This window comes from Rossellomorea aquimaris, assembly GCF_001877785.1.
GTDB classification, from domain to species: Bacteria; Bacillota; Bacilli; order Bacillales; family Bacillaceae_B; genus Rossellomorea; species Rossellomorea aquimaris_A.
Window position 1 is genome coordinate 42266 of the sequence record NZ_MINN01000033.1, and the last position, 23078, is coordinate 65343.

A 23078-nucleotide genomic window follows, 5' to 3' on the forward strand; every position below is an offset into this window, starting at 1 on the left:
TTATGCATCCAGGAATTTCACGCATACAGGCTCTGGTACTTGGACACCTGATTGAAGAAGCTCCAGCTTGCCGGTTTCTTCGTTTCTCGCAAACAGCGCCATCGTGTTCGATTTCTGATTGGTCGCGACGAGGAATCCGCCTGTCGGGTCCATCACAAAATCTCGGGGCCAGTTTCCTTCCGTCGAAGTCCAGTCCACAAATGTCAGTTGGCCGGAATCCTGGTCGGCCTTGAAGACCGCCACTGTGTTATGTCCGCGGTTGCCGGCGTACACATAGTGACCGTCAGGGGATACATGGATCCCACTTCCGTCATTCGTTTCATTGAAATCTTCAGGAATCGTCGGGATATACTGCTGCTCAGAAAAGCTGCCGTCACGTTCATCATAGTGCAGCACAAGCACCTCAGAGCTTAGCTCGGTCATCACATAAGCAAATTTCCCGTTCGGATGGAACGCAATATGCCTCGGGCCGCTCCCCGGCTTCGTTTCGAATACGGCAGCCTCCCTTAGCTCACCTTGATTGACGGCATAAGTGTAAATGCGGTCGCTCCCGAGGTCGATTCCGATGACGTACTTCCCGTCAGGAGTGAAACCTGCATAATGCATATGGGGCTTCTCCTGTCTTTCATGCGGGCCGGATCCCTCATGTTCGATGCTTGAAACAAGCTCTTTCAGGGAGCCATCTTCATTCGTCAGCCAGGATTCAATCATCTTCGTATGATAGTTCGCAGCCACAACGGTACGGCTCTCATGATCGACGCTGACGTGGCATGGATTCGCGCCAGGTGTGCTGTCGCTGTTCAATTTCTCTAACGACCCCGTTTCAGATTCAATCGCAAACGCCGTGACACCGCCGTTTTCGCCCTCTTTGGATACAGCATAAAGATTGTTCCTGTCTCCGCTCACCGTCACATAAGTGGGGTTGTCCACCTCAGCAGCAAGCTTCACATCCGTGATTTCTCTTTTATCCGTATCCAGCGTGAACTGATACACGCCTTTACTTTCCTGTTTCGTATATGTACCAACGTATCCAATCATTTTTGTCATTGTATAAACACTCCTTGTGCGCTTTTTAAAAATTGACGCATTCACTCTTTCCTTACTATAACAAAAAAATCAGGCGGTATGATAATGGGACCGCCTGATTTTCCCGGGTGACTCGCTTTTTTATGCTTACCGCTTGAATGGCAGCCGGGTCGCGGTACCTGTCCCCCCGGCCCGCCTACTTTGGAATGATGTCCACGAATAGGAAGCGGTCGCGTTCTGTGCCGGGGTCCGGGGTGATCCTCTCTTTACCCAGCTCATATTTTATTGGAGATTTGAAGTTCGGTCCGTTAAATACGAAGGAGTGGAATTCGCCGTTTTCGCCGCAGATATCTCTGCTCGCGACCGGATAATCTTTTATCAAGGACTCATCATAGACCCTTCCGGCGAAGGAGCGGTCGATCTGATCCATGTCGACGCATGTGATGACGGTTTGAAAGCCGAGGTCGATGAAATCAAGGGAAATCTCCCCGACAGGTCGTCCCCATAGCGGGAAGATAGGCGTGATGCCCGTCCCTTCCATCATCTTTTCCCGGTATGCGCGTACATCCGCCAGATGGATATCACCGAATACGATATGGGTGATCCCGTCGGCCTGCATTTCCGAGACCGCCTGCTGCATCCGTTCCTGATACACCACATTCGTGCATCCTTCCGGGATCCACACTTCCCTGAGCGCAATCCCGAGCGAATCCGCCTGATGTTTCAGCAGTTCGTGCCGGACGCCGTGGATCGACACCCGGTCGAATCCTTCCGTCATGGTGACGAACAGTGAATCCACTTCATATGCGGGATCCTGCTGTATTTTATAGAGTGCAAGCGTGGAATCCTTCCCGCCGCTGAATCCGATTGCTGTTTTCATGTTGAGTCCTCCTTTATCTGATTTTCTGTTTCCCTTGATTAGCCGGAGACAGCCAGGCATTAAAGGGAATCTCTAAATAATTTTGTCAAACCATTTAACAAACCCTTTAACTTGTCTTCTTTTAAGGCTCTTTTCGCATACTTTGGTGCTACTCAGACATGAAAATACCCGAACTTGGTTATTTTCTTGTTGTCAGTCTGTCTCTAGTTTAAACTTGAGTTCGAAAACTGCCCGTCTACTAGCTGCATTCAGGTTACAAGCCTACTTACGGAAAGCAACAATCTATTAGAAAACAGCCTTTTTTTATTAAAAACTCGTTTACTCTATCAAAATAATATCATATTCATCGTCAGCTGACGCCCGGTTGTTCCCGATTCCCTGTAAATTGACGCAGAAGCCCTATGATTTGGCGTTCCTTTGAGATTTGTGCTTCTAACTGTAGACTTTCCCTTTACTAAAAATCTGCATTATTGCACCCTTATATTCAATGATTGTGTCCGTTGACAATTTAATTTCTCCCTTCGGCAAAAAACACCGCTTTCAATCCCCACCCGGATCAAATGACAAGATCCCATGGTCTTCAACCCAGCGGAGTCTGCGATGTGCAAGTTCTAAACTTAATTCATAAAAAAAACGAGCCCAATCAATAATTGGACTCATCAAAACAAATCATTATTATATTTCTTCCCTCTTACAGTCCAGCATAGATTCCCATATACACCGGGTATCATCAGAAAGTTCGGTCCTCACTACTCTCCGCGGCATGCACGGCTGCGTCAGGACTTCTATGATGACGTCGTCGATGATTTCCACTTCGAGGCAGACAAGCAGTTGAAGTCCGACACTCCGGGAGGTGACCGCCCCCCTGCCGGCCATGCACTTGACATCGACTACGGAGCAGTTAATGTTTCCGGAGTCCATTCCTTCCGGCAGGCAGACCGCGATTTCTTTTTGCCAATATACCGGGACGGTGAAGCTGCATGCCCCTTCCTCTTCGCCTCCCGCATTCAGAGTGATGACCGGTCTCGCCGTACCTTCGATTACGACAGTCCCCGGCCGGCCATTTTTGAATGAAAAGAGGCGGCATTCTGCATCTGATGCTGACAATGAACATTCAGGGATGACCGCTCCCCCTCTTTCAAATACTGCTTCCGCAAACAACATGCAATCTGCTGATAACGGTACGTCTTCCTCTCTGCGAACAGTTGCGATTACCCAGTCATATACCTTTACGGCCGAGATGCATTCAGTTCTGAGAGTGGACGGAGGCGGTATTTCTCCAAGTGTGACATCCAGTCTCAGGTTTTCCCCTGCAGAGAGGGTGATTTCTATTTCCCGATCAGGGTACCCTGGTGACGAGAACCTAATGATAAAGCTTCCCGCCGGCAGCCCGGTCAGGATATAAAATCCGTTCACATCACTCAATGTCGAACGGATCGGCACCTGTGATCCAATCGGATAAACCCTCACCAGCACTTGCGGGATCGGCTGGCCGGTTAATGCATCCGTGATGAATCCTGAGACTGATGCAGGATTGTCTTCCAGGAGAAAATTGACGATGGCGGTTTCCCCGCGGACGAGGAACACGCTTCTTGCTTGCGCCTGCCGTCCTGCGGCGCGCGCGTTCACGACCACTTCCCCGCCCGGGAGACCCGTGATGACATAGTTTCCATTTCGATCAGTCAATGTGGATCCGAGGAAAGTGCCGTCCGGAAGGAATACCTGGATCAGCGCTTCTTCAATCGGCAGAAGGGTTCCGGCATCCCTAACCGTCCCCCTGAACGTCGCCGGGTTCGGCTGCAGGGCTTGGTTCAGGGTGCGGATTTCTCCTGCGCTCAACGTGACCTCAACTGTATTGGTCACATATCCTTCTGCAGAGAAGATGATCTGGTATTCTCCTGCGGGCATGCTGTTCAGGATATAATTCCCAGATTGATCGGTCAGAGTCAAAGCAATGATGATGCCGCTTCCTGACACGACCGTCACCACGGCTGCGCCGAGGATCGGTTCGCCTGTCACCGCATCTGTCACCCGGCCCCTGACTACGGCCGGATTCGTACCGAGGAATCCGTTGAGCGTCCGGTCCTCACCGTTTCGGAGTAAGATCCGGTAGACATCGCTCGCAAAGCCGTCTGCCGAGAACACCACCCTGTATTCCCTCGATTCGAGACCCGTTATCACATACCCGCCGTTTCCGTCTGTCAGGACGGAAGCAACCGGGATCTCAGTTCCGATCCGGAAAACCTGGACAAGTGCACCCGGAATCGGCTCATTTGTTCCTGCGACCCTTACCCCTCCCCTAAGCGTCGAAGCGGCTGGACTAAGAGCCACATTGAGGATTTCGGTTTCACCGCTGAATAGGGTTACAAGATCAATTTTGTCCCCAAAGCTTGTTGCACTGGTGATGACCGTGTAGGTTCCTTCAGCAAGCCCGGAAAGGCGGTAGGCCCCGTCAGCTTCTGTCAACGTGCTGGTGATGAGCACCCCGTCGAGATCAAAAACGCGGATCAGGGCACCCGGTATTGGGGCGGATGTGTTGGCATTGGTGACTGTCCCCCTGATTCCTGCCGGGTTTGGATCAAGGAACGCATTCACCATTTCGGTCTCATTCGGGGTGAGTATGACCGGGATCACTTCATTCGCGAATCCCGAAGCGGTGATGACGGCGGTATATGATCCAGCAGGCAGGTTTTCCAACCGGTACGTCCCGTCCGATCCAGTGATGATGCTTGCAATCACCACATCACTGTTCGGCAACAGTACCGAAACGAGCGCTCCCTGAATCGGTGCATTATTGACCGCATTCCTCACTGTCCCCTCGATGGCTGCTGGGAACGGGATGAGTGCGATATTCAATACTTCACTTTCGTTAGGCGATAAAAATACGGTGTTCACATTGATTGCATAATTCTGCAGTGTGGCCTTTACATCGAACGTTCCTGCTTGCATCCCTTCGATAAGATAAAATCCGTTCTCATCGGTCAGCACCCTCCTGACGAGTGTATCCGTCCCGCTGAATACCACTTCGATGACGGCCCCCGTAAGAGGTGCACCCGTAATCGCATCCGTGACGACCCCGCTCAAGACAGCAGGATTTCCTGCAAGGCGGAAGTTCAGTGTGGCTGCGGTATTGGATTCAATTGTCACTGCGGATAATTCAGCTTGGTAATCCGGATTGACGGCGGTCACTGTGTAATTACCCGGGGCAAGCCCCGCAATGACATACTCGCCGTTTATGTCCGTCTGGACGTTCCGGATCACCACACCCGTACTGTCGATCACGCGGATCAGTGTATCAGGAAGGAGCTCGTTCGTCGCAGCATCCCGGACTGTCCCCTTCAGACTTCCTGGATTCGGTGTCAAAAAGATCGTTACGTCGGTGGTCTGTCCACTGATTACTTCTGCTGAAATTGCATTGCTTCCGAAGTCGGACCGGCCTGCCACGAGTACGTAAACCCTCGGGGACAGGGCAGTAGTCCGGAAGAAACCATTTCCATCCGTCACGGTAGTATAGATAACAGGGCCTGTGCCAGATAGATCACGTACCGTCACTGTAGCATTCGGAACCGGCACATTGTTCACCGCATTTCGGACATAGCCTTCAATGATTCCCGGATTCGGTGACAGCGCAAAGCTCAATAAGCTCGTTTGCCCAGATGCAACATTGGCTCCAGCCGTCTCTGGACCGAAATCGGCTGCATTCGCCACAACGGTGTATCCTCCTGGAGAGACACCAGAGAACGCGTATTCACCGAACTGGTTAGAGAGTGTCGTCTCGACTAGGACATTTGCGAAATTATATAATTGTATCACGGCATTCGGAATTGAGGCTCCTGTTGTTAAATTCGTGATATACCCCGAAATCTGTCCCGGATTCTGAACAAGCCTCAGCTCAGCTGATAAAACATCACCCGGTACTCCGATCACGGTCGCCGTGTCAGTTCCAAACGAGACGGCGTCTGCCGCTGCTGTCAGCGTCCCTGCCGGCAGGTTCGTGAATGTGATGAGACCTGAGTCATCTGTCAACCCCGAGGCAACAGGAAGGTTATTGGAGTGGCGTACAGTGACATTTGCCCCTGCAATTGGCGTCGAAGTCCCCTGGATGACCACCGAAACCGTCAGTGTGACCGGATTGGACGCAAGCCGGTTTGTCACATTGGTCGTCTGATTCGAATTGACGACGGCTGAAACGGTGGATACGGCATATCCCGGGGCAGTGGCGGTGATAAAGTACGTTCCCGGGGCGAGCGATGGAACGGTATAGGTGCCGTCTGAATTCGCGAGCAGACTTGCAACAAGGATATTATTTTCATTGTATATTGATATGCGGATATCGTTTCCTGTAATCGGGTTACCGTTAGTATCAAGAACAGATCCTAAGACCGTACCCGGATCCGCGACGAGGGACAGGTCGGCAGTGGTCGAGCGGTTGCTGGTGACGAGTGCACCGATCTGTTCCGTCGTGAAATCAGCCTTGCTTGCCGTGATGATATACGATCCCGGCGCGAGTCCTGTAATCGTATAGTTCCCGAACAGGGTGGTCGTGGTCGATGCTACAGGAAGCTGGGTCACACTGTCCGTCACAACAACAGTTGCACCAGGAATGATTTCGGTTGTCAAGCGATTCGTGATCTGTCCGTTCAAGGCACCGGGGTCCGGGCTCAGCGTAAGGTTGACCCCTGTTTTCCCCTCGCCCGGCTGCAGCGTAACACCGACGACTGCCTGCCCGAAGTCCGGTGCATTTGCGACCACATTATACGTTCCCGGCGGAAGATTGCCGACCGTATAGTGCCCATCGGCATCGGTCTCGCCTGTTCCGACGGCCACTCCATTCAGATCAAGGATATCAATTACGGCATTTCCGACTGGATCTCCGCCGGGATCAAAAATCGTCCCTGAAACAGAAGCTGGATTCGGAAGCATTGTCAAGCTGACATTGGAAGTCTGGCCAGCCGATACCGTCGCCCCTGCCTGGCTGGCTGCATAACCAGGTGCAGTCGCTGTAACGACAAAGACTCCCGGCGCCAGGTTAAGGAACTGGAAAGTCCCGTCGCTGTTTGCCGGTACTGCATTGATCAGGATATTATTGGCATCCCGGAGCTGGATGATCGTATTTTGCACGACTGGGGAGACCGTTCCCGTTATGGCCCCCGGGTTCGAAACAAGACCGACCGAAACCGGAGTCGTCAATCCAGAAACAACTACAGCTCCGATGGAACCGTTCTGGAAGTTATCAGCAAAGGCAAGGACCGTATAGGTATCAGGTGCGAGGCCTTCTGCCATGAATATTCCGTCCTGATTGGTCAGGGCCGTGGAAATCAGGATGCCGCTGCTGTTGACGATATTGACGACTGCCCCAGGGATCGGGGCCCCTCCAACACTGTTTACGACCGAACCTGTGATGGCACCTGGATTCGGCACCAATTCTACATTGGCTGTAGATGTTTGATTGGATTGGACCTGTACCGTTGTACTGTTCGTTTGGAAATCTGGTGCAGATACCTGGACAGTATATCCTCCAGGCGCCAGGCCGTTAACTGCATAATCTCCTTGACTATCCGTTAATATGGAAGCAACGACGACCCCGCTTGAATCGAGGATACTGACCTGGACATTAGCCCCGGAAATCGGGTCACCTGATTGTGCATTCGTAACTTTCCCGGTAATAGAACCTGGATCGGCGGCAAGGATAAAATTAACTGTCGTAGTACTGTTTGAGTTTATGACGGCCCCCTTGGCCGCCGTTTGATAGTTTACAGCCGAAGCAACAACCGAATACGACCCGGGGGCAAGCCCTTCTACTGCATAAGTTCCGTCGTTCTGGGTAACGACAGTTGCAATGATGATTCCTGTCCCGGTGCTGATTTGGACGTTCACAGTCGCTCCCGAAATTGGATTACTTGCTTCATCCAGAACCGTTCCGTTCAACCTTCCCGGTGATCCGGCGAGCGTCACATTCAGCGTGGTGGTCTGACCATTCTCGATCATCGCGCCCACCGTCGCTGACTGATAGTTTTCTGCTGAGAAAACGACCGTGTAGGTTCCCGGCGCGAGTCCTGAAATGGTATATGTCCCGTTTTCATCTGTGTTCACCGCGGCGATCTGGATATTATTTTGGAAAACAGTGGCCAGTGCACCGGCAATTCCTGCTGCTCCGGAGTTTTGGACAACACCCGTCAACGTACCGGCAAGCCTTGAAAGATCTGCATTGACCGTCGTCGGCGTGTTCGAGGTAATGACGGCACCCACTGCCTGACTGGAAAAGCCGTCAGCCAGGAAAACCACCGAATAGGATCCCGGAACCAGTCCGATAACCGAATACTGTCCGCTCCCGTTGGTCAACGTTGTGGCAACAAGAACGTTCTGGCTGTTGACCACCTGGACGGTGGCGCCTGATATGGCAGTCAGAGTTCCGGCATCGCGGACTGTTCCCTGAAGAGAACCGGCGTCTGGCTGCAGGAAGACATCCGTCGTGGTCGGACTCCCTGCCGTAACGGTCGAGGAGGCAATCGCAGTTCCGAAGTTCACTGCACTTGCCCTGACTTGATAGCTGCCCGGCGCAAGTCCTCCAAACGAGTACTGCCCGCTTCCGTTTGACGTTGTCAGGGCCAAAACAACCCCAGAAGAATTCAGAAGTTCAACATCCGCTCCAGCAATAGCCGCGGAATTGAGTGCATTCCGGATCGTGCCTGAAATTGAACCCGGATTTGCAATCAAACCAAAGTTGACGACGGCAGCCTGATTCGGCTCCGTTATGACTGTTTTGACCTGAGACTGATACCCCGCGGCGGCGACACCGACGTTGTAGGCACCCGGGGCCACGGAAGGAAAACTGTAATTTCCTGCACCATCTGTTACTGTCGTATCGATGATTACCCCAATGTTGTTGGTGAGGCTCACGATCGCGCCTGCAATGGCACCGCCGCTCGAAATATTTCCTGAAATCGAACTGGGCTGAGGAACTAGCGCAATGTTCGCTGTCTGGGTCGTACCGGAGACGGCCGTCAAATTTGCGGTACCCGTCACATAATTTGTCCTCACCGGCTGTACCGTGTAATTTCCCGGCACAAGGTTTGTAAAGGAATAATATCCCGTTCCATTCGTAACGATTGACGCTATCAAAGTCATACCCTGCAGCAAGTTGACCGTCGTTCCCGGAAGTACATGGCCGGACGCTGCATCCGAAATGGTCCCGTCGATTGCGGCTGCCTGCTGGGCAGTGACATTCACCGGGGCAGAGTTTGAATTGATTGCATTTCCGCTGAAACTGTCAAATCCAGAAGCCTGGACCCGGTCGAGCGTACGGGATCCTGAAGAAGTGAAGGCCCCCGATTCCGTAAACGTCAGGACAGCCGTCGCCCCAGGAGCGAGATTCCCGATGTTCCAGGTAAGGGTTTTGCTCGATGGCTGATACGATATCAACCCCTGTGAAACCGAATTCACCGTAAACGAATTGACGGTATCCAGTCCAATGATATTTTCTGCAATGATGGTTGTCGCCGAGGAAAGACCGGTGTTCTGGACCGTGATTGTCCCCGTCCATGTTGCTTGCTGGCCGATCAAGACGGAAGAAGGTCCTGTATTCAAGGTCTTCACCGCTCTAAGCCTTGCCCTGACATCCGCCTGATCAGGCGTCACTGGATCACTGATTGCACCTGAAAACGAAAATCCTTCCTCAACCCTGAGAGAATCTTTGTTATAGTTATTTGCATTTGCTGAAGTAAAATCGACAATCCTGATTTGAGATGATGAATCGATCCCAAGGAAAGAAAATACAACACTCGCCGGCAGGAACCAATCAATGAAAAAATCCGGATTACCGCCGAAGTTTGAATCGGCTGGTGTCACCCTCGCAAAGTCGAAATTTGTGATCGGCTGTGCATAGTTGGGATTACCGCCTCCCGTCCCCTCGGCAGGATCATTCCAAGAGTTTACGAGTTTCACAGTATTCCGTATCAGACTGACCCGGTTATTCAGACCGTCCACGTTGAAAAGCCAGTCATATGTCCCTGCCGTACCAGTCGTATTGATGAGCACCCCCCACGCGAAATTCCTGAAGCTCGTCAATGCATTGTTACGCGGATCGGCATTCAACCTGATCCTGAAATACACATTTTCTCCATCATATGCTACGTACGCTGCCGGAAACGTCGAATTGCCTACAATATCCGTAGACGCAGGACTTTCATCTCCTGTTACATCGAATAGCGGTGCCCCTCCTAGAAGTATAGGGGTAAATTGACCATTACTGGGAAATGGCACAATCATCCTCCTCCTTTTAAATGAATTTTTTTAGTTATAGTATTCTATTAAAAAGAGGACAAACTTGCCCCGGCCATGTGACTAAATAAAATAGAGAAACTCAGGTGAAAAGAGGTGAGGCGGATCGGAGGGGACAGGTACAGTGACCCGCACAGGCATACTGGCACCTTCCCCATTCCTTTCACGAATGTTACAGGGCACGGTCAGCGGGTCAGGCCCAAATCATTGACTGAGTTGCATAACGCAGTGGGATATATCTAGCTCCAGCACCCAGGAACAGATTTCTAAACCGTTTTGATAATATATTGGGATTTTTGAAAATATAATGAACTTTTGAAGAATTAGTGACCGGATTTGATAATATTCACCCATAAATCCCCCTGCCTCCTTAACAATAAAATCTGATTCAGCCGGTGAAGAAGACAAAATATACGATTTCTCATCCAAAACCAGTGATTACCCAAATGATTTTTCAAATAGCATGATTTAAAACAAAAGCTCTTTTCGCATACTTTGTTGCTTTACATGCAAGAAAATACCGGAAATTGGGTATTTTAGGGTTGTACGTCTGTCTTTGTTTAAGCTTGAGTTCGAAAAGAGTGCGTTGACAAGCTTCATCCCAACTACTGTCCTATGTACGAAAAAAAACAAACTTTTAGAAAACAGCCAGAACAAAAAACCAAGCCAGGATCAATGCTTGGTTTATAAGCAACACCATATGAAATCAAAAAACAACCAGAGGTGGATTTAGTTTATGTACCCGAGCCACCAAACCAGCCGGCCGTGTCTATAAAATCCTGCTCTCCTCCCCATCCTTCAACCTAACCTGAACATTCGAAAAAGACCCGCCGTCAATCGTTTTAGGTAAACGTGATACATCAAGGAGCTCTTCAAGCTTTATGCTCCTCTTCTCATTCGCCCCAAGCGTAATGACATAAGGACCATTCACATTCATCAAGGACTCCATCCTGGCTTCCTCTCCCGGAATGTAGGTATCGATGAACTCCACCTCCACCGTCGTCTCTTCACCACTGTGATTATGTAAATTCAGCTTGCATTCCCCGTTCAGCATTTCCTCTTCAGCCGCCCGTTCGAACACACATGATCCTTCGCCGTCATACGAAACGGCATAAATGCCCTGTGCAAATGTTTCCTGATACAGCCAAATAAGGACATAGGGCAGGAGTACAAAACTGAAAGAGACAATCAACACTCCCCGGACCCGATACTTCTTCAGTCCGATGACCAACAAAATCATCGCAGCGATAAACAAAACAGCCCCCGCGACCCCGAGCGGCACATAACCATTCCACGTCTCAATCGGCAGCCCCATGAACTCCGACCGCGTCATATATTCCTCATTATCCGGAAACGGAAAAAATAAAATCATCGGAATCGCCAGCAGCACGAAAGAAACCATCAGGGCGAACTTATTTTTCACCATCTTCCCCTCTCCTCTCTATTTCTCTATTTTTCTTGAATTCTTGATTACTTTAAACATGACACCCGCTATAATAAAGGCAGCGGCCGCCAGCAGAGGAATCACCACAAACAGGCCGATCAGATCCGTTTTATAATTCCAGGGTATGAAAGCATCCCTTAGCGAAGCCGTCATCTTCCACAGAACAATAAAAATGAATATCACAAAAATAAAGTAAATGAATTTTTCCTTGAGAGCTCTCATTTTATTAATCCTTTCGTACGGATAATTTAACGCCTGCCATTAGTTTAGCATAATTTTCCTATTCGCTTTCATCATTTATGAATCGTTGAATCCAATCTTTCAAACCAACCCCCATTTGATATAATCATAGTATCAAAACTCCCGCAGAAAGGAGCACGGCCAACCTATGATCATCCGCCAAACCCAAGACTCCTTCATCATGATCAAACAACATGACCATGCCTTCCTGTCCGGTGAAATCGTAAAGAATTTCAACACAAGTCTCCTGAAATCAGACCAGCATTTTGAAGAAATGACGTATGCCGCGTATCAGCACGACCGCAGCTGGATCGGACTCGATGACACACCGATCTGGAACGACGGGGACGATATCCCTTATACTTTTTCAGACTATCCGTTACTGCCCAAAATGGCCTTCTACAGTATCGGCCTTGACGAAATCGAGAAGGTGAGCCCCTATGCCGCCCTTCTTTGCAGCATGCATTTCCACTCTTTTTTTACAATATCGAAAAAGCCTGACTGCATCGCCTTCATGAACGAGGAAAGCAAACGTCAGGGGAGGCTGAAGAAGCTCTTCCCAAGGCTCGATGAAGATCTGCTTCACCAGCATTTTCTGCTGCTTCAATTCTCAGATGACCTGTCATTGTATATGTGTCTGAATGAACCCGGCGTCACCAAAAAAGAAGAGCACCCATGGTTCAAAGATGGATTCAAAAATACGGAATTGTTCAATGAGGGAGGAGGGCGCCTAGACGGGGAGTGGCTAAACGACAAAGAAATCCGTGTCGGGACATTCCCCTTCAAAACCGATTTTTCGGTCACATTAAAGTTTAAGAACGTCTCAAAAACAGCCATCCAAGAAAAAGGAATCGCCGCTGCCTACGAAACGGCCGAAATGAAGGAAAAGTCCTTTCGTATACTCAAATAAATGCTTCCCTTAAATGAAAAAGCTCTCCTATTAAAATCTAACGGGTTCGGTTTTCGAGTACAAAAACTTGATTCACCCGTAAATTAGCAATGAAGCATAGTGCTTAGATGATCCCATTTTGGCGGTAGATTTATAAGCGGAGAAATTCCGTCTAAGGCAGCTGGAGGAGGGTTAAAACGCTGAAATTAGGGGAAAAATTCCGCTTAACTGCTCAATATGGAACACTATTTAACGGATATCTTACTATAAGCGGAAAAACTCCGGCTATTATTCGTGAAATAGCGGCATTTATCGATTTAACCGGAATTCTTCCGCTAATTTTCAAACACCAGGGAACCGACTCTCCTTGTTCAACATAAGGTTAAGGGTAAAGAATGATGATAAAAAAGCTCGAAGCATAATGCTCCGAGCTTTTACACTTGCTAATTTCACTGCTAACATGTCTGCTATGGAAATTACCGTGCGAAAAACACTGCTAATTCAAATTTGCACTTCAAAAACCGAACCCGTTAATCAAAATCAGGAGAGCTTTTTTCAGGATACCGGCGGATTTCATGAAGGGCTTCTCACCCCCGAACGCCACACGCCTTCTGTATTTGTCCTTTTGAGCTGAAAATGCGATGAATATTCAGTAAAAAGGACTCATCCACCGTAAATCCGGCATCTTTAATGTATTTCGCCTCCACATAGGGCTTGAATCCACGCTTTACGACATACATATTATCAAAACTAGACAGTTTATTATCAAAAATCCAATTATATTATCAAAAACAGAAATATATTATCAAATCAGCCTATACGCTTTAATCAGTATATAAACCAAGCACCTACTTTACCGCAGAACCCCCGTCTCCACTCCCGACAAGCCTGACGATATCCCCAGTAACGCGCTCTCCCCCCTTGACCCGTTTCAACGAAGCCACAATCAGAAAACTCACAATCACCAAAAGCAGCCACGAGCTCACCTTCCCAAGATGGACAAGACTCCAGGCATTGGCCTGATTCGGGTATTCCCAAGCCCCGAAGAACGTGGCGATGTTCTCGGCGACCCAGATGAAAAATCCGATGAGTACGAACGACAGCGCAATCGGCATCCTGTACCGCCTGCCGCCGACCTGATACAGGACCCATGACTTCCAAAACACGATGATGACCAGGGCAGACAGCCACCAGCGCATATCCATCCAGAAGTGGTGGGTGAAAAAGTTCAAGTAAATCGCCGCGGCAAGGGCCACAACCGTCCAGAACGGCGGCCACTTCACAAGCTCCACCTTCAGCCGCCTCCACGCCTGGCAGAGATAGCTTGCCACGCTTGCATACATGAATCCGCTATACAATGGCACCCCGAAAATCTTGGAATACCCGTCCTCAGGATAGGCCCACGACCCCATATGTACCTTGAACAGTTCAAGTGCAAGGCCGATCAGGTGAAACAGCGTGATGACCATCAGTTCATCACGTGTCTCAAGCCCCGACCGCAGCATCCCCCACTGCATCACGAGGCAGATGATCAGAAGCCAGTCATACCGCGGCAGGAATGGCAGCGGAATCACCTGCGTCAGTGCAAGCGACGCAAAAATGACGATAGGAAACAAACAGGACAGCGCCTGCTCCCAGCCAAACCGGACGAGTTGTTTGAATGCTCTCATGATTTTTTGCCTCCTTGTTTTTTTAAATGGAGGAGCAGCCGTAAGCTTACTCCTCCGTTCCCCCATCTTCCCTGTATTCCAAGAGATCCCCCGGCTGGCAGTCCAGTGCCTTGCAGATCGCTTCCAATGTCGATAACCGGACCGCTTTTGCCTTGCCGTTTTTTAAGATCGACAGATTCGCCATCGTGATCCCGACCCGTTCCGAGAGTTCGGTCACGCTCATTTTCCGTTTCGCAAGCATTACGTCTATATTGATAATAATCGCCATGTCATTCACCTCAGACCGTTAAATCATTTTCTGATTTTATTTCAATGGCATTCTTCAGCAGCTTCTTCAGGACGGCCGCAAATACCGCAATGACCATGCATCCGAAGACGATGACCAGACCGATCAGGATGATGCCCGGCGCGTCATCCTTCTCCGCCATCAAATAGATGAGCGGCATGAACAGCGAATAAAAGGCGCCGATCGTGACCGCGCAGTTTCTGATCACCTTCAACGACCCTACCGATAAATCCGAAAATGCTTCATCCCTGTCGATATATCCGAGAAGCTTGAACGTCTGGTACAACGCCGCGAAAAACACAACCGCGGTGATATACAACCCGATCAAAAAGGGATATTGTAAATAATCCAGCGTAGGATTCAGTTCTGCGAAAAATCCGGCGATCTCCGGCAGTACAAACAGGCACAAGGCAAGTACCGGGAGTCCCATAAAGAATAAAACGACCTTCAAAAACAGCGTTTCCCGTTTCATAAAAAAACACCTCACTCATTTATCTCATATTGAATCTAACATATTTTTTATTGATTTACAATAAATAATTATTGATTACTTTAATCCAATTAGTTTTCAGGTATAATTTCTATAAAACAAAAAAGCATCTCCCTCTGCGGAAATGCTTAATCAATAATTGATTCAATTTTGCGGAACCCTTTTAAGGGCGATAGCCCAATTCAGAGTGAATATCCCTCTCCGTCATCTCCAAGGCATCCTCATACGTCCTGATCCCGGCCGAAGCCCAGAGATGATACAGCCTCTTCAAGTCATTCCTGTTATACACCTGTCCAGCATATTCACTGTAAAAATAAACAAGAAGGACATTCACCACCTCCACCGGAAGCAGGTTCATGCTTTTTATCGATTCGATCGAGATCTTTTCAAGACCCCGAAGATTACTGTTTAAAATGGTTTGCGTCATTTGGAAAGGGTCCGCGCTGTAGATCAAATTCTTTTCTTCTTCGCTTAAATTTTTCAAATTCATTTGAAAACCTCCTTTCCAAAGCTTGTTCCAATTATAATGGTAAAAGAAGGTACTTACAAGGTCAAATATGCTTCTTTTATAAAAACTTAATATACCATCCATTTACCCTTGATTTCTGCTGCATTGAAGCAGGTGGATGGCATCCCTCATCAAGCCCTCAATCTTTCCTTTTCAACCGCAGCCTCACGTTTATTTTCCTTCGGTTTCTCCAATTTATACAAGAGCACGCCGCCGATCAAAAGGGCGATCCCTGTGAGCTTCTGCCAGGAAAGGGAACTTGCCTCGAAACCGAACCATCCGCCTGTATTGATGACGAATGCAATCACAATCTGCGAGATGAGTGCGATCGAAATCGCATACGCAGGGCCGATCAGGGTGACGCCCCTCATCAGGAAGAAGACGATCCCGACACCGAACACCCCGCTGAATAAATAAATGGGATTCACATCCCCGAACTCAAACAGGCTCCGCTGCTCCACTCCGTAAAAAACGGGCAGAGAACAGACAAGGCCGAGTCCGAGCACGAGTGTCGTCGTTGCCCACGGTCCCGTTTTTTCACTGACCCGTGCATTGAATACATTCTGCAGGCTGATCAAGATGCCTGCGATCACCGCTAAACCTGCACCAAACATTTCAGCACCTCCTTACTCATAGATGTTTCCTTTTGCCAGCATACTGAGTTTTTTCAAGTCTTTTATTTTAATCGAGCCATTCTCACGCCCGATGATATCGTCCGCAGACATTTTCTTTAACACCCGGTTCAGATGACGGTAGCTGGTCCCGATCCATTCGGCCAGCTCCGTCAGATTGGCTGTCTTCATCTCTCCGTGAAATACGGTTCCCTCCCCGACTTCGGAAATCGACAAGAGATAGCTCGCTAGCCGAACTTCGACCGGATACAGCATATGCATGCTCGTTGCGTGCATTTCCGTGTAAAACTTATGCGCCATCGTGTCGAAGAGGAACCGGATGACAGCAGGGTGCTCTCCTTCGAGCCGTGCCAAATCCTTGAAAGGGAGGGCGAGGAACTCCCCGTCCGTCACGGCTTCGACCGAGTTGATGACCGCGCTTCCCCGGGAATATTCCACATCCCCGATCAATGCCGGGGGACGCTTGAACCGGTTGATGAGAAGCTTCCCTTCCGGTGTGTGGGTGAAGATCTTGATTTTCCCTTTCATCAGGAAATAAAGCTCGTCAAGCTGATCCCCTGTCGAAAACAGGACGTCCCCTTTTTCAAAAGAGTAGACGCGCAGATGCTTCCTGAACCCTGCAGGAAACAATTCCCCGAGTTCCGTTCCTTTTATATAATCATCGATTTGTACGTTCTGAACTTCTTTCACTTTCCCGGTCTCCTTCTTTTACAATTGGAAAAGGACCACCCCGGCAAGCATCATGATAAGTCCGATTCCCTGCCTCCGCGTCACTGGTACTTTCCGTTCCCCGAACCAGCCCCGCGATTCGATGACGAAGGCCGTCCCGATCTGTGCCACAAGAAGGATGGCTATGGCGGGTGCCGGACCGATCATATGAATCGCCGTCAGTTCGGAAAACACAACGACGACGCCGAACGAACCGCCGATCAGATAAAGGAACGGCACCTGCCTGAAACTTTTCCCTTTTCCATCTCTTACTTTTATATAAATCAGCATGGCGATCGTAAAGGCAGCGAGATGGACGATGGACGTCGTATGCCACCCGCCGATCGCGTCGCTCATCCTTGCATTGAAAATGCCCTGCATGGTGATGCACAGACCCCCAAGCAGCGCAAAAAGTGCACCTCTCATCTTACATCCTCCTATTCTGAACTATATTAAATAGGAGAATCACATTTCACAAAAGGACATATGTCCTAAGCATACCCATTCCTGCTTCATAGTAAAAGGCCCGTCCCTCGCTGCGGTAAAGCATCACCGCAGTGAGGGACGGGCCTTCAAGCGTTTATATTTTTTTATCCACTTCTGATGTATCCACATTCTCACCGAACCAGTCCGTCAATTTGGCCTTCGCTTTTGCTTTCACGTCGTCATCGATATACATCGCGACCTGCAGCAAAGCGACGCCGAGCGCACCGAGGTCATCCGTAAACCCGACACCGACCGCCATGTCCGGGATCAAATCCGTCGGAAGGATAAAATAGCCGAGGGCACCGATGATCACCATCTTCGCCTTCTTCGGCACATCCGGCTTCTGCAGCACAAAATAAAGAAGAAGCGCGGTATAAACGACCGAGTGACCTGCTTTCAATCCAAACTTTTTTAACTTTCCCCAAAACTTCTCTTCTGAAAAGTGTTTCTCCGTATCGTTCATTTCCCTTCCACCTCCAATATGAAAACACATCTGCTGCTTCCTATTGTAGAAGCTTTGCCGTGATTAGACAAATTTTATAGCATTTGGAGGGGCATCAAAGAACCTCCATCGGAGACAGGGAACTGTCTTTAATGTTGATGTTCGCGGGTTCCCCCGCACATCAGCGAATCCTCATGAGGGTGATCCTCACTTTCCATCTGGATGGTCACATGACCGATCCCCTTATGCACAAGTTCATGTTCAATCGTCCGCAGAAGCCGCTGGCATTGTCCGATTGTCAATCTGCCGTCGACAACCGCATGACAGGAAAGGGCGTTCTGGCCGCTCGTAATGCTCCAGACGTGAAGGTCATGGATGCCTTCGACCCCTTCCACGCTTTCTACCGTCTTGATGACCTCATCAAGATCCACATTCTTAGGTGTTCCTTCCATCAATACGTGGACCGCATCCTTCGTGACCCTCCAGCCGCTGATCAACACGAGTACGGCCACAATCACGCTCGCAAGCGGATCGGCCCAGCCCCAGTCAAAGAACATGATCAGCAGTGCAGCAATGATCGCTCCGACTGACCCGAGCAGATCACCCAGTACGTGAAGGAATGCCGCCCTTAAATTCAGATTCTCTTCCGTATCGCCGCGCATGAGCATCCAGGCAACGACGATGTTAACGACCAGCCCGATGACAGCAATGATCAGCATCCCGGTCGAAGCGACCTCCGGCGGTTCCATAAAGCGGTGATACGCCTCATAAAAGACATAAATCGAAATGAGAACAAGCGTCACCCCGTTAAAAACGGCGGCTAGGATCTCAAACCGTTTATACCCGTATGTCTTGCTGTAATCAGCCGCTTTTTCACCAAGTGTAAAGGCAAGCAGCCCGATTCCCAGCGACACCGAATCGCTCAGCATATGCCCCGCATCGGACAATAGCGCAAGGCTGTTAGTCAGAAAGCCTCCGACGGCTTCAACAACCATGTAGCCGGTAATGATGATAAAACTGATCCATAATGCCTTCTTATTCGTTCCATGCGTATGGTCATGTCCATGATCGTGTCCCATTCCATTTCCTCCTGTCCTTCATACTGTTCCCACTTGTAAACCGTATATTATCGACATTCATATATTATATATATGAACATGTAATCATATATACATATTATAAAATCAAACCAGCCTATTGTCAAACAATACAGAAAAAGGCCCGTCCCTCGCTGCAGTAACGCATCACTGCAACGAGGGACGGGCCTTCAAACTTGCATCCTGACCCTATATCAAATAAAATCCCATCTGCCTTTTCGCCATATATTCTACCTTCCCGTCCACGAGCGCGACCGGCTCCTCCAGATAGATCGGCACCTCCTGCCCCCATTCAGGCACGAACTGGCGGATATTGAATTCCATTGCATAGCATGTATTCGCGGTCAGCGGCAGGTCACCCTTTACCGGTACATCCCCCTGCTGATCATAGAGTCCGATCAGCGCACCCGCCTCGTGGCAGTGCGGACCGACCGGATGACAATAGATCATCCCGTCGATCTGTTCCTTATTCGCAGCCGCCATCGCCGAACGAAATACTTCATTCCCCGTTTTACCTTCCTTCATGTGAAAGCTCAGGATGTCTTCCATCCTAAGGGCCGTAAAGAACGCAGACTGAAGCCCTTCCGGTGCCTCCGTTTCCCCCGGTTTCAGCACATAGGCAAGCTGCTGCGTATCGGTGGCCAGTCCCAGGTAAAGGATCCCGAAATCCAAATGGACGATATCCCCATGCCGGATGATCTCCCCCTCGATCCGGTCCATCTCGGAGCCCATCCTCTGCAAGTCGACAGTCGGGTAAAAAGAAGTCTCCAGCCCGAGATCCAGCACCCGCTGGCGGATCCAGTCCACTACATCCTCCGTCGTCGTGATCCCCGGGTGGATGACCTTTGAAGACAATGCCTCTTCTGCAATCCCCCTCGCCAGTTCAGCAATCGCAGGATACGCCATCATTTCTTTACCGCTCCTCATCGACAGCCAGTCGACTATGAGAGGCTGCGCACTGACAAACCGGTCACTGTAGTCACTCAAAACCATCTGCAGATGCTCATGGTGGCTATGACTCAGTCCGTCCCCGGCAGCGAAGGAGTGCGACACATTCAATCCGATTCTTTCCGGTTCGCAATTCCCCACTGTGTTCCTCAGACATTCCCACTGGTCCCCTTCCGCCCTGTTCCAGATTCTTTCATAAAATGGCTCAAAGCTCGGATTCGGGTGGATCGCGCCTCGCCTCAACTGGCCGGTATCATCCAGCCAAAAGACCAATATAGTCAGTCTCCTCGAGCTGTCGATCGCAGCAGGATACAGCGTCTTCAGCACCGGATCTTCATGATACTCCCGTCCCGTCACAATCCACATATCAAGCTCATGCTTCTTCATCAAAGCCGGCAGGAGCGTGTTCAAGCGGTGGAACAGCCAGCGGTTCCGGACTTCCTCCCTCTTCTTCAGCGGCATAATCAAAGACAGCGATACATTCTTCATGGTCCATCTCCTCCACGTATCTCTCTTTCTATTATCCTTCGACAAAGTTCGGTCATTTCCTTTTAAAAGAAAACTTCCCCAGGATCCCATCTGTCTAATCGTATGGAAGAAAATAAACCTTTATCTCGAACAAAGACATATGGAGGAATCCAAATGAAAAAGTTCATCATACCATTTATAGCTCTGGAATGGATCACGATTTCAGGGGCCTCGTCCGCTGCCTACATCAAGTGGGATTTTCCGCTGTCAGTCTGCATAGGTATTGTAGTACTGGCTGCCTTTTTGACCCTGTTTTTCTCGAAAATGGTTGAAATGAAAGAAGAAATGTATGATGGAAAGTAGCGCTTCCTGAAATGGAGGTATGATAATGGACATGATCATAGATCTGCTCCTTGGGGTGGGTGTCGTCTTCTTACTATTAATATCGTTTTTGATTTTTACTATTTTGAATAACAAAAAATAAAAGAACATCGGAATCCGCACCTGATGTTCTTTCGGGTGATCATCTTTTTTCAAAAGCCAGTTTCAATCCGAAGCCCATCAGGACGATACCTGTCACTCTTTCCATCCAGCTCTGTACACTCGGTGTCATGAGCCAGCTGCGCAAGTAGTTGATGAAGAAGACGTAGACAAAGAACCATCCGATCGAAAGCAGGCTGTAGACCACTCCCATCAGCACAAGCTGCCCCGCTGCCTGGGATTGTCCGGTTACAAACTGGGGCAGGAATGTCAGGAAGAAGACGGCCACTTTCGGATTGAATACATTGGTAAACAGCCCCTGCTTGAACGCCGACCGTTTCACCGCAGGCATCGTGTCTTCCATTTCTGCAGCTGTCTCTTTCTTCTTCACAAAAGAACTCACACCAAGATAGATCAGATAAACGGCCCCGACATACTTGACGACTTCAAAGGCAGCCGCCGACTTCATCAGGATGGCGGATAATCCGAACGCAGCCGCAACCGTATGAACCAGGCATCCAGACGCGATCCCGAGGGCCATCTTGAAGCCATCGCCCTTTCCGTCGGAAATCGTCCGTTTCGTCAGCAGGGCCGTATCGATCCCCGGACTCATCACTACGAACAATGAAAGCAAGAGAAACGTAAGAAAATCATTCATGACATCCCATACCCCCTGATAAAAAAGTACATTCATTTTAACACGGGCGGAACGTTGGCGATATAAATTTTTTAAAAATTCAATCAAAAAACACCTCCCCCGGTGCATGTCACGCACGAAAGAAGAGGTGCTTCTCATCATTTACTTATTTCGCATTCTCATCCGGCTGATGGACCCCGAAAATATTCCCTTCCGGATCAGTGTAATAACCCTGCCAGGCCATGCCGGGAAGAGCATGCTTCGGCACAGCCACTTTTCCGCCAAGTTGGAGGATTTTCTTCTCTGTTGAATCGTAATCGCCGATCCCCATCGTACAGGCAAATCCGTTCATCGGCTGGTTCGCCTCCGGACGCGGTCCCTGGCGCTTCATGATCGCACCATTAATACCGGGCACACTCTCATCACCCGTAACCGCCCCGAAATATGGCATACCAGCATATTCACTCCAGTCCTCGAACTTCCAGCCGAAGACCTCTCCGTAAAATTCCTTCCCCTTTTCCACATCTTCAACATGAATTTCAAAATGCACCATTCGTCCCATTGTTTCCCCTCCGTAAATAAATAATTTTATGATTCTGATAAATTCTAGTTTGCCTCTTTATAGTAAACGATTATGTACAGGCAGTACAATGGTAGATTGGAAGCTTTCCTAGAATGGAATCCCCCCTGACAACCTTTTTGTATATCTGCAGATAGAGACCCACTTTTCATAATCCTGAATCTTTTCACCCCCATCAAACGTATCTATAGTAGCTGTAAAATAGACTGAGTGAGGTGTTGACCATGTTTTTCAGGATCTTTCATAAATCAAACCGCTTCACGAAAATCGCGCTATTGACTGTTACTGTACTCTGCTAGTTGGCGGGATATCTTTACTGCTGCTTTAGATATTCAGCCGCCGAACCGGGATTTTTTTAAGGAAGAAAATATTAATGTACTTCAAGGATGGAAACTAAATATGGTTACTTTACAAAAGATGAACACAGATGAATTCAAGCAGTATCTGGATACAGCAGTCGCTGACTTTGCGAAGGAAAAAGTGTCTGCGGGAAACTGGGAAGAAGAAGACTCATTGCAAAGAGCGAAAGATGAATTCAGCAAGCTCCTTCCTGATGGCGAGAATTCTGAAAACAATTACTTATACACGGTATTGAACGAAAAAAATGAGGGGGCCGGGATCATTTGGCTTGCCAGACAATCACCTGAAAAAGGATTCATCTATGATATCCGCATCAAGGATGAGCACCAGGGAAAAGGCTATGGCAAAGAAACCATGAAAGCAATAGAAGAAAAAGCGAAACAACTCGGGATGAACAAAATCGGCCTCCACCTATTCGGACATAACAAGATTGCCAGGGGCTTATATGAAAAGATCGGGTACAAGACAACCAACGTGCTGATGGAGAAGGAGATCCTCTGACTGCTATCTAAAAAAAGAACCTTTGC

20 protein-coding genes are annotated in these 23078 nt (G+C 49.1%); 3 read left to right on the forward strand and 17 right to left on the reverse strand.

Annotated elements, in window-relative coordinates; genetic code table 11:
- The 5 genes from BHE18_RS01375 to BHE18_RS01395 all read right to left on the reverse strand — a co-directional run bounded on the left by BHE18_RS01375 (position 1) and on the right by BHE18_RS01395 (position 11852).
- Positions 1–1047: a lactonase family protein gene (locus BHE18_RS01375; protein WP_071616961.1), complete on the reverse strand. Its 1047-nt coding sequence runs from the start codon at positions 1045–1047 to the stop codon at positions 1–3.
- Between the two features lie 175 nt (positions 1048–1222).
- Positions 1223–1906 (reverse strand): hypothetical protein, encoded by a 684-nt coding sequence (locus BHE18_RS01380; RefSeq protein WP_071616962.1) that lies wholly within the window; start codon positions 1904–1906, stop codon positions 1223–1225.
- A 675-nt stretch (positions 1907–2581) separates the two neighbouring features.
- Positions 2582–10168 carry a carboxypeptidase regulatory-like domain-containing protein gene (locus tag BHE18_RS22805; RefSeq protein ID WP_171910632.1) on the reverse strand — a complete coding sequence of 2529 codons (7587 nt, stop codon included), beginning with the start codon at positions 10166–10168 and terminating at the stop codon, positions 2582–2584.
- A gap of 787 nt (positions 10169–10955) precedes the next feature.
- Entirely contained in the window at positions 10956–11612 is a 657-nt protein-coding gene (locus BHE18_RS01390) for a hypothetical protein (RefSeq protein WP_032085726.1), read from the reverse strand.
- 15 nt (positions 11613–11627) lie between these two features.
- Positions 11628–11852, reverse strand: a complete 225-nt coding sequence (locus BHE18_RS01395) for a hypothetical protein (protein WP_071616964.1) — start codon at positions 11850–11852, stop codon at positions 11628–11630.
- Positions 11853–12018: 166 nt separating this feature from the next.
- On the opposite strand from BHE18_RS01395, the gene BHE18_RS01400 reads away from it, so the two are divergent.
- On the forward strand, positions 12019–12780 hold the full coding sequence (locus tag BHE18_RS01400; protein ID WP_032085724.1) for a DUF3891 family protein: 762 nt from the start codon (positions 12019–12021) through the stop codon (positions 12778–12780).
- Positions 12781–13607: 827 nt separating this feature from the next.
- Here BHE18_RS01400 and BHE18_RS01405 read toward each other — a convergent pair.
- The 10 genes from BHE18_RS01405 to BHE18_RS01450 form a co-directional block, all read right to left on the reverse strand.
- The gene (locus BHE18_RS01405) at positions 13608–14429 is read right to left on the reverse strand and encodes a DUF817 domain-containing protein (RefSeq protein WP_083573571.1); all 822 of its coding nucleotides are present in this window, start codon (positions 14427–14429) and stop codon (positions 13608–13610) included.
- Between the two features lie 46 nt (positions 14430–14475).
- Positions 14476–14697 (reverse strand): helix-turn-helix domain-containing protein, encoded by a 222-nt coding sequence (locus tag BHE18_RS01410; RefSeq protein WP_071616965.1) that lies wholly within the window; start codon positions 14695–14697, stop codon positions 14476–14478.
- A gap of 10 nt (positions 14698–14707) precedes the next feature.
- Positions 14708–15187 (reverse strand): DUF2975 domain-containing protein, encoded by a 480-nt coding sequence (locus BHE18_RS01415; protein WP_032085722.1) that lies wholly within the window; start codon positions 15185–15187, stop codon positions 14708–14710.
- Between the two features lie 181 nt (positions 15188–15368).
- Positions 15369–15695 carry a DnaD domain protein gene (locus tag BHE18_RS01420; RefSeq protein WP_032085721.1) on the reverse strand — a complete coding sequence of 109 codons (327 nt, stop codon included), beginning with the start codon at positions 15693–15695 and terminating at the stop codon, positions 15369–15371.
- A gap of 149 nt (positions 15696–15844) precedes the next feature.
- A complete protein-coding gene (locus BHE18_RS01425) occupies positions 15845–16327 on the reverse strand; it encodes a DMT family transporter (protein WP_032085720.1) in 483 nt (160 codons plus the stop codon).
- A gap of 12 nt (positions 16328–16339) precedes the next feature.
- A complete protein-coding gene (locus BHE18_RS01430; RefSeq protein WP_032085719.1) occupies positions 16340–17035 on the reverse strand; it encodes a Crp/Fnr family transcriptional regulator in 696 nt (231 codons plus the stop codon).
- 18 nt (positions 17036–17053) lie between these two features.
- Positions 17054–17479, reverse strand: a complete 426-nt coding sequence (locus BHE18_RS01435) for a DMT family transporter (RefSeq protein ID WP_071616966.1) — start codon at positions 17477–17479, stop codon at positions 17054–17056.
- A 154-nt stretch (positions 17480–17633) separates the two neighbouring features.
- Positions 17634–18002, reverse strand: a complete 369-nt coding sequence (locus tag BHE18_RS01440; protein WP_071616967.1) for a YkvA family protein — start codon at positions 18000–18002, stop codon at positions 17634–17636.
- Positions 18003–18130: 128 nt separating this feature from the next.
- Complete coding sequence (locus BHE18_RS01445; protein WP_071616968.1) at positions 18131–19060, reverse strand: cation diffusion facilitator family transporter; 930 nt, start codon at positions 19058–19060, stop codon at positions 18131–18133.
- A 207-nt stretch (positions 19061–19267) separates the two neighbouring features.
- Positions 19268–20515, reverse strand: coding sequence for a M24 family metallopeptidase (locus tag BHE18_RS01450; protein ID WP_071616969.1), 1248 nt, complete (start codon positions 20513–20515; stop codon positions 19268–19270).
- A 153-nt stretch (positions 20516–20668) separates the two neighbouring features.
- On the opposite strand from BHE18_RS01450, the gene BHE18_RS01455 reads away from it, so the two are divergent.
- Positions 20669–20857 (forward strand): hypothetical protein, encoded by a 189-nt coding sequence (locus BHE18_RS01455; RefSeq protein ID WP_071616970.1) that lies wholly within the window; start codon positions 20669–20671, stop codon positions 20855–20857.
- Positions 20858–21017: 160 nt separating this feature from the next.
- Here BHE18_RS01455 and BHE18_RS01460 read toward each other — a convergent pair whose 3' ends face one another.
- Together BHE18_RS01460 and BHE18_RS01465 are read right to left on the reverse strand one after the other, a co-directional pair.
- Positions 21018–21632, reverse strand: a complete 615-nt coding sequence (locus tag BHE18_RS01460) for a LysE family translocator (protein ID WP_071616982.1) — start codon at positions 21630–21632, stop codon at positions 21018–21020.
- 145 nt (positions 21633–21777) lie between these two features.
- On the reverse strand, positions 21778–22173 hold the full coding sequence (locus BHE18_RS01465; RefSeq protein WP_071616971.1) for a VOC family protein: 396 nt from the start codon (positions 22171–22173) through the stop codon (positions 21778–21780).
- A gap of 417 nt (positions 22174–22590) precedes the next feature.
- On the opposite strand from BHE18_RS01465, the gene BHE18_RS01470 reads away from it, so the two are divergent.
- Positions 22591–23052, forward strand: a complete 462-nt coding sequence (locus BHE18_RS01470) for a GNAT family N-acetyltransferase (RefSeq protein ID WP_071616972.1) — start codon at positions 22591–22593, stop codon at positions 23050–23052.
- Positions 23053–23078 lie beyond the last annotated feature (26 nt).

Coding starts and splice junctions, on each gene's coding strand:
- BHE18_RS01460 (WP_071616982.1), bottom strand. CDS start 21,632: ATGAATGATTTTCTTACGTTTCTCTTGCTTTCATTGTTCGTAGTGATG.
- BHE18_RS01405 (WP_083573571.1), bottom strand. CDS start 14,429: ATGAGAGCATTCAAACAACTCGTCCGGTTTGGCTGGGAGCAGGCGCTG.
- BHE18_RS01395 (WP_071616964.1), bottom strand. CDS start 11,852: ATGAGAGCTCTCAAGGAAAAATTCATTTACTTTATTTTTGTGATATTC.
- BHE18_RS01420 (WP_032085721.1), bottom strand. CDS start 15,695: ATGAATTTGAAAAATTTAAGCGAAGAAGAAAAGAATTTGATCTACAGC.
- BHE18_RS01470 (WP_071616972.1), top strand. CDS start 22,591: ATGGTTACTTTACAAAAGATGAACACAGATGAATTCAAGCAGTATCTG.
- BHE18_RS01455 (WP_071616970.1), top strand. CDS start 20,669: ATGAAAAAGTTCATCATACCATTTATAGCTCTGGAATGGATCACGATT.
- BHE18_RS01445 (WP_071616968.1), bottom strand. CDS start 19,060: ATGGGACACGATCATGGACATGACCATACGCATGGAACGAATAAGAAG.
- BHE18_RS01440 (WP_071616967.1), bottom strand. CDS start 18,002: ATGAACGATACGGAGAAACACTTTTCAGAAGAGAAGTTTTGGGGAAAG.
- BHE18_RS01425 (WP_032085720.1), bottom strand. CDS start 16,327: ATGTTTGGTGCAGGTTTAGCGGTGATCGCAGGCATCTTGATCAGCCTG.
- BHE18_RS01410 (WP_071616965.1), bottom strand. CDS start 14,697: ATGGCGATTATTATCAATATAGACGTAATGCTTGCGAAACGGAAAATG.
- BHE18_RS01465 (WP_071616971.1), bottom strand. CDS start 22,173: ATGGGACGAATGGTGCATTTTGAAATTCATGTTGAAGATGTGGAAAAG.
- BHE18_RS01380 (WP_071616962.1), bottom strand. CDS start 1,906: ATGAAAACAGCAATCGGATTCAGCGGCGGGAAGGATTCCACGCTTGCA.
- BHE18_RS01450 (WP_071616969.1), bottom strand. CDS start 20,515: ATGAAGAATGTATCGCTGTCTTTGATTATGCCGCTGAAGAAGAGGGAG.
- BHE18_RS01390 (WP_032085726.1), bottom strand. CDS start 11,612: ATGGTGAAAAATAAGTTCGCCCTGATGGTTTCTTTCGTGCTGCTGGCG.
- BHE18_RS01435 (WP_071616966.1), bottom strand. CDS start 17,479: ATGAGAGGTGCACTTTTTGCGCTGCTTGGGGGTCTGTGCATCACCATG.
- BHE18_RS01375 (WP_071616961.1), bottom strand. CDS start 1,047: ATGACAAAAATGATTGGATACGTTGGTACATATACGAAACAGGAAAGT.
- BHE18_RS01415 (WP_032085722.1), bottom strand. CDS start 15,187: ATGAAACGGGAAACGCTGTTTTTGAAGGTCGTTTTATTCTTTATGGGA.
- BHE18_RS01400 (WP_032085724.1), top strand. CDS start 12,019: ATGATCATCCGCCAAACCCAAGACTCCTTCATCATGATCAAACAACAT.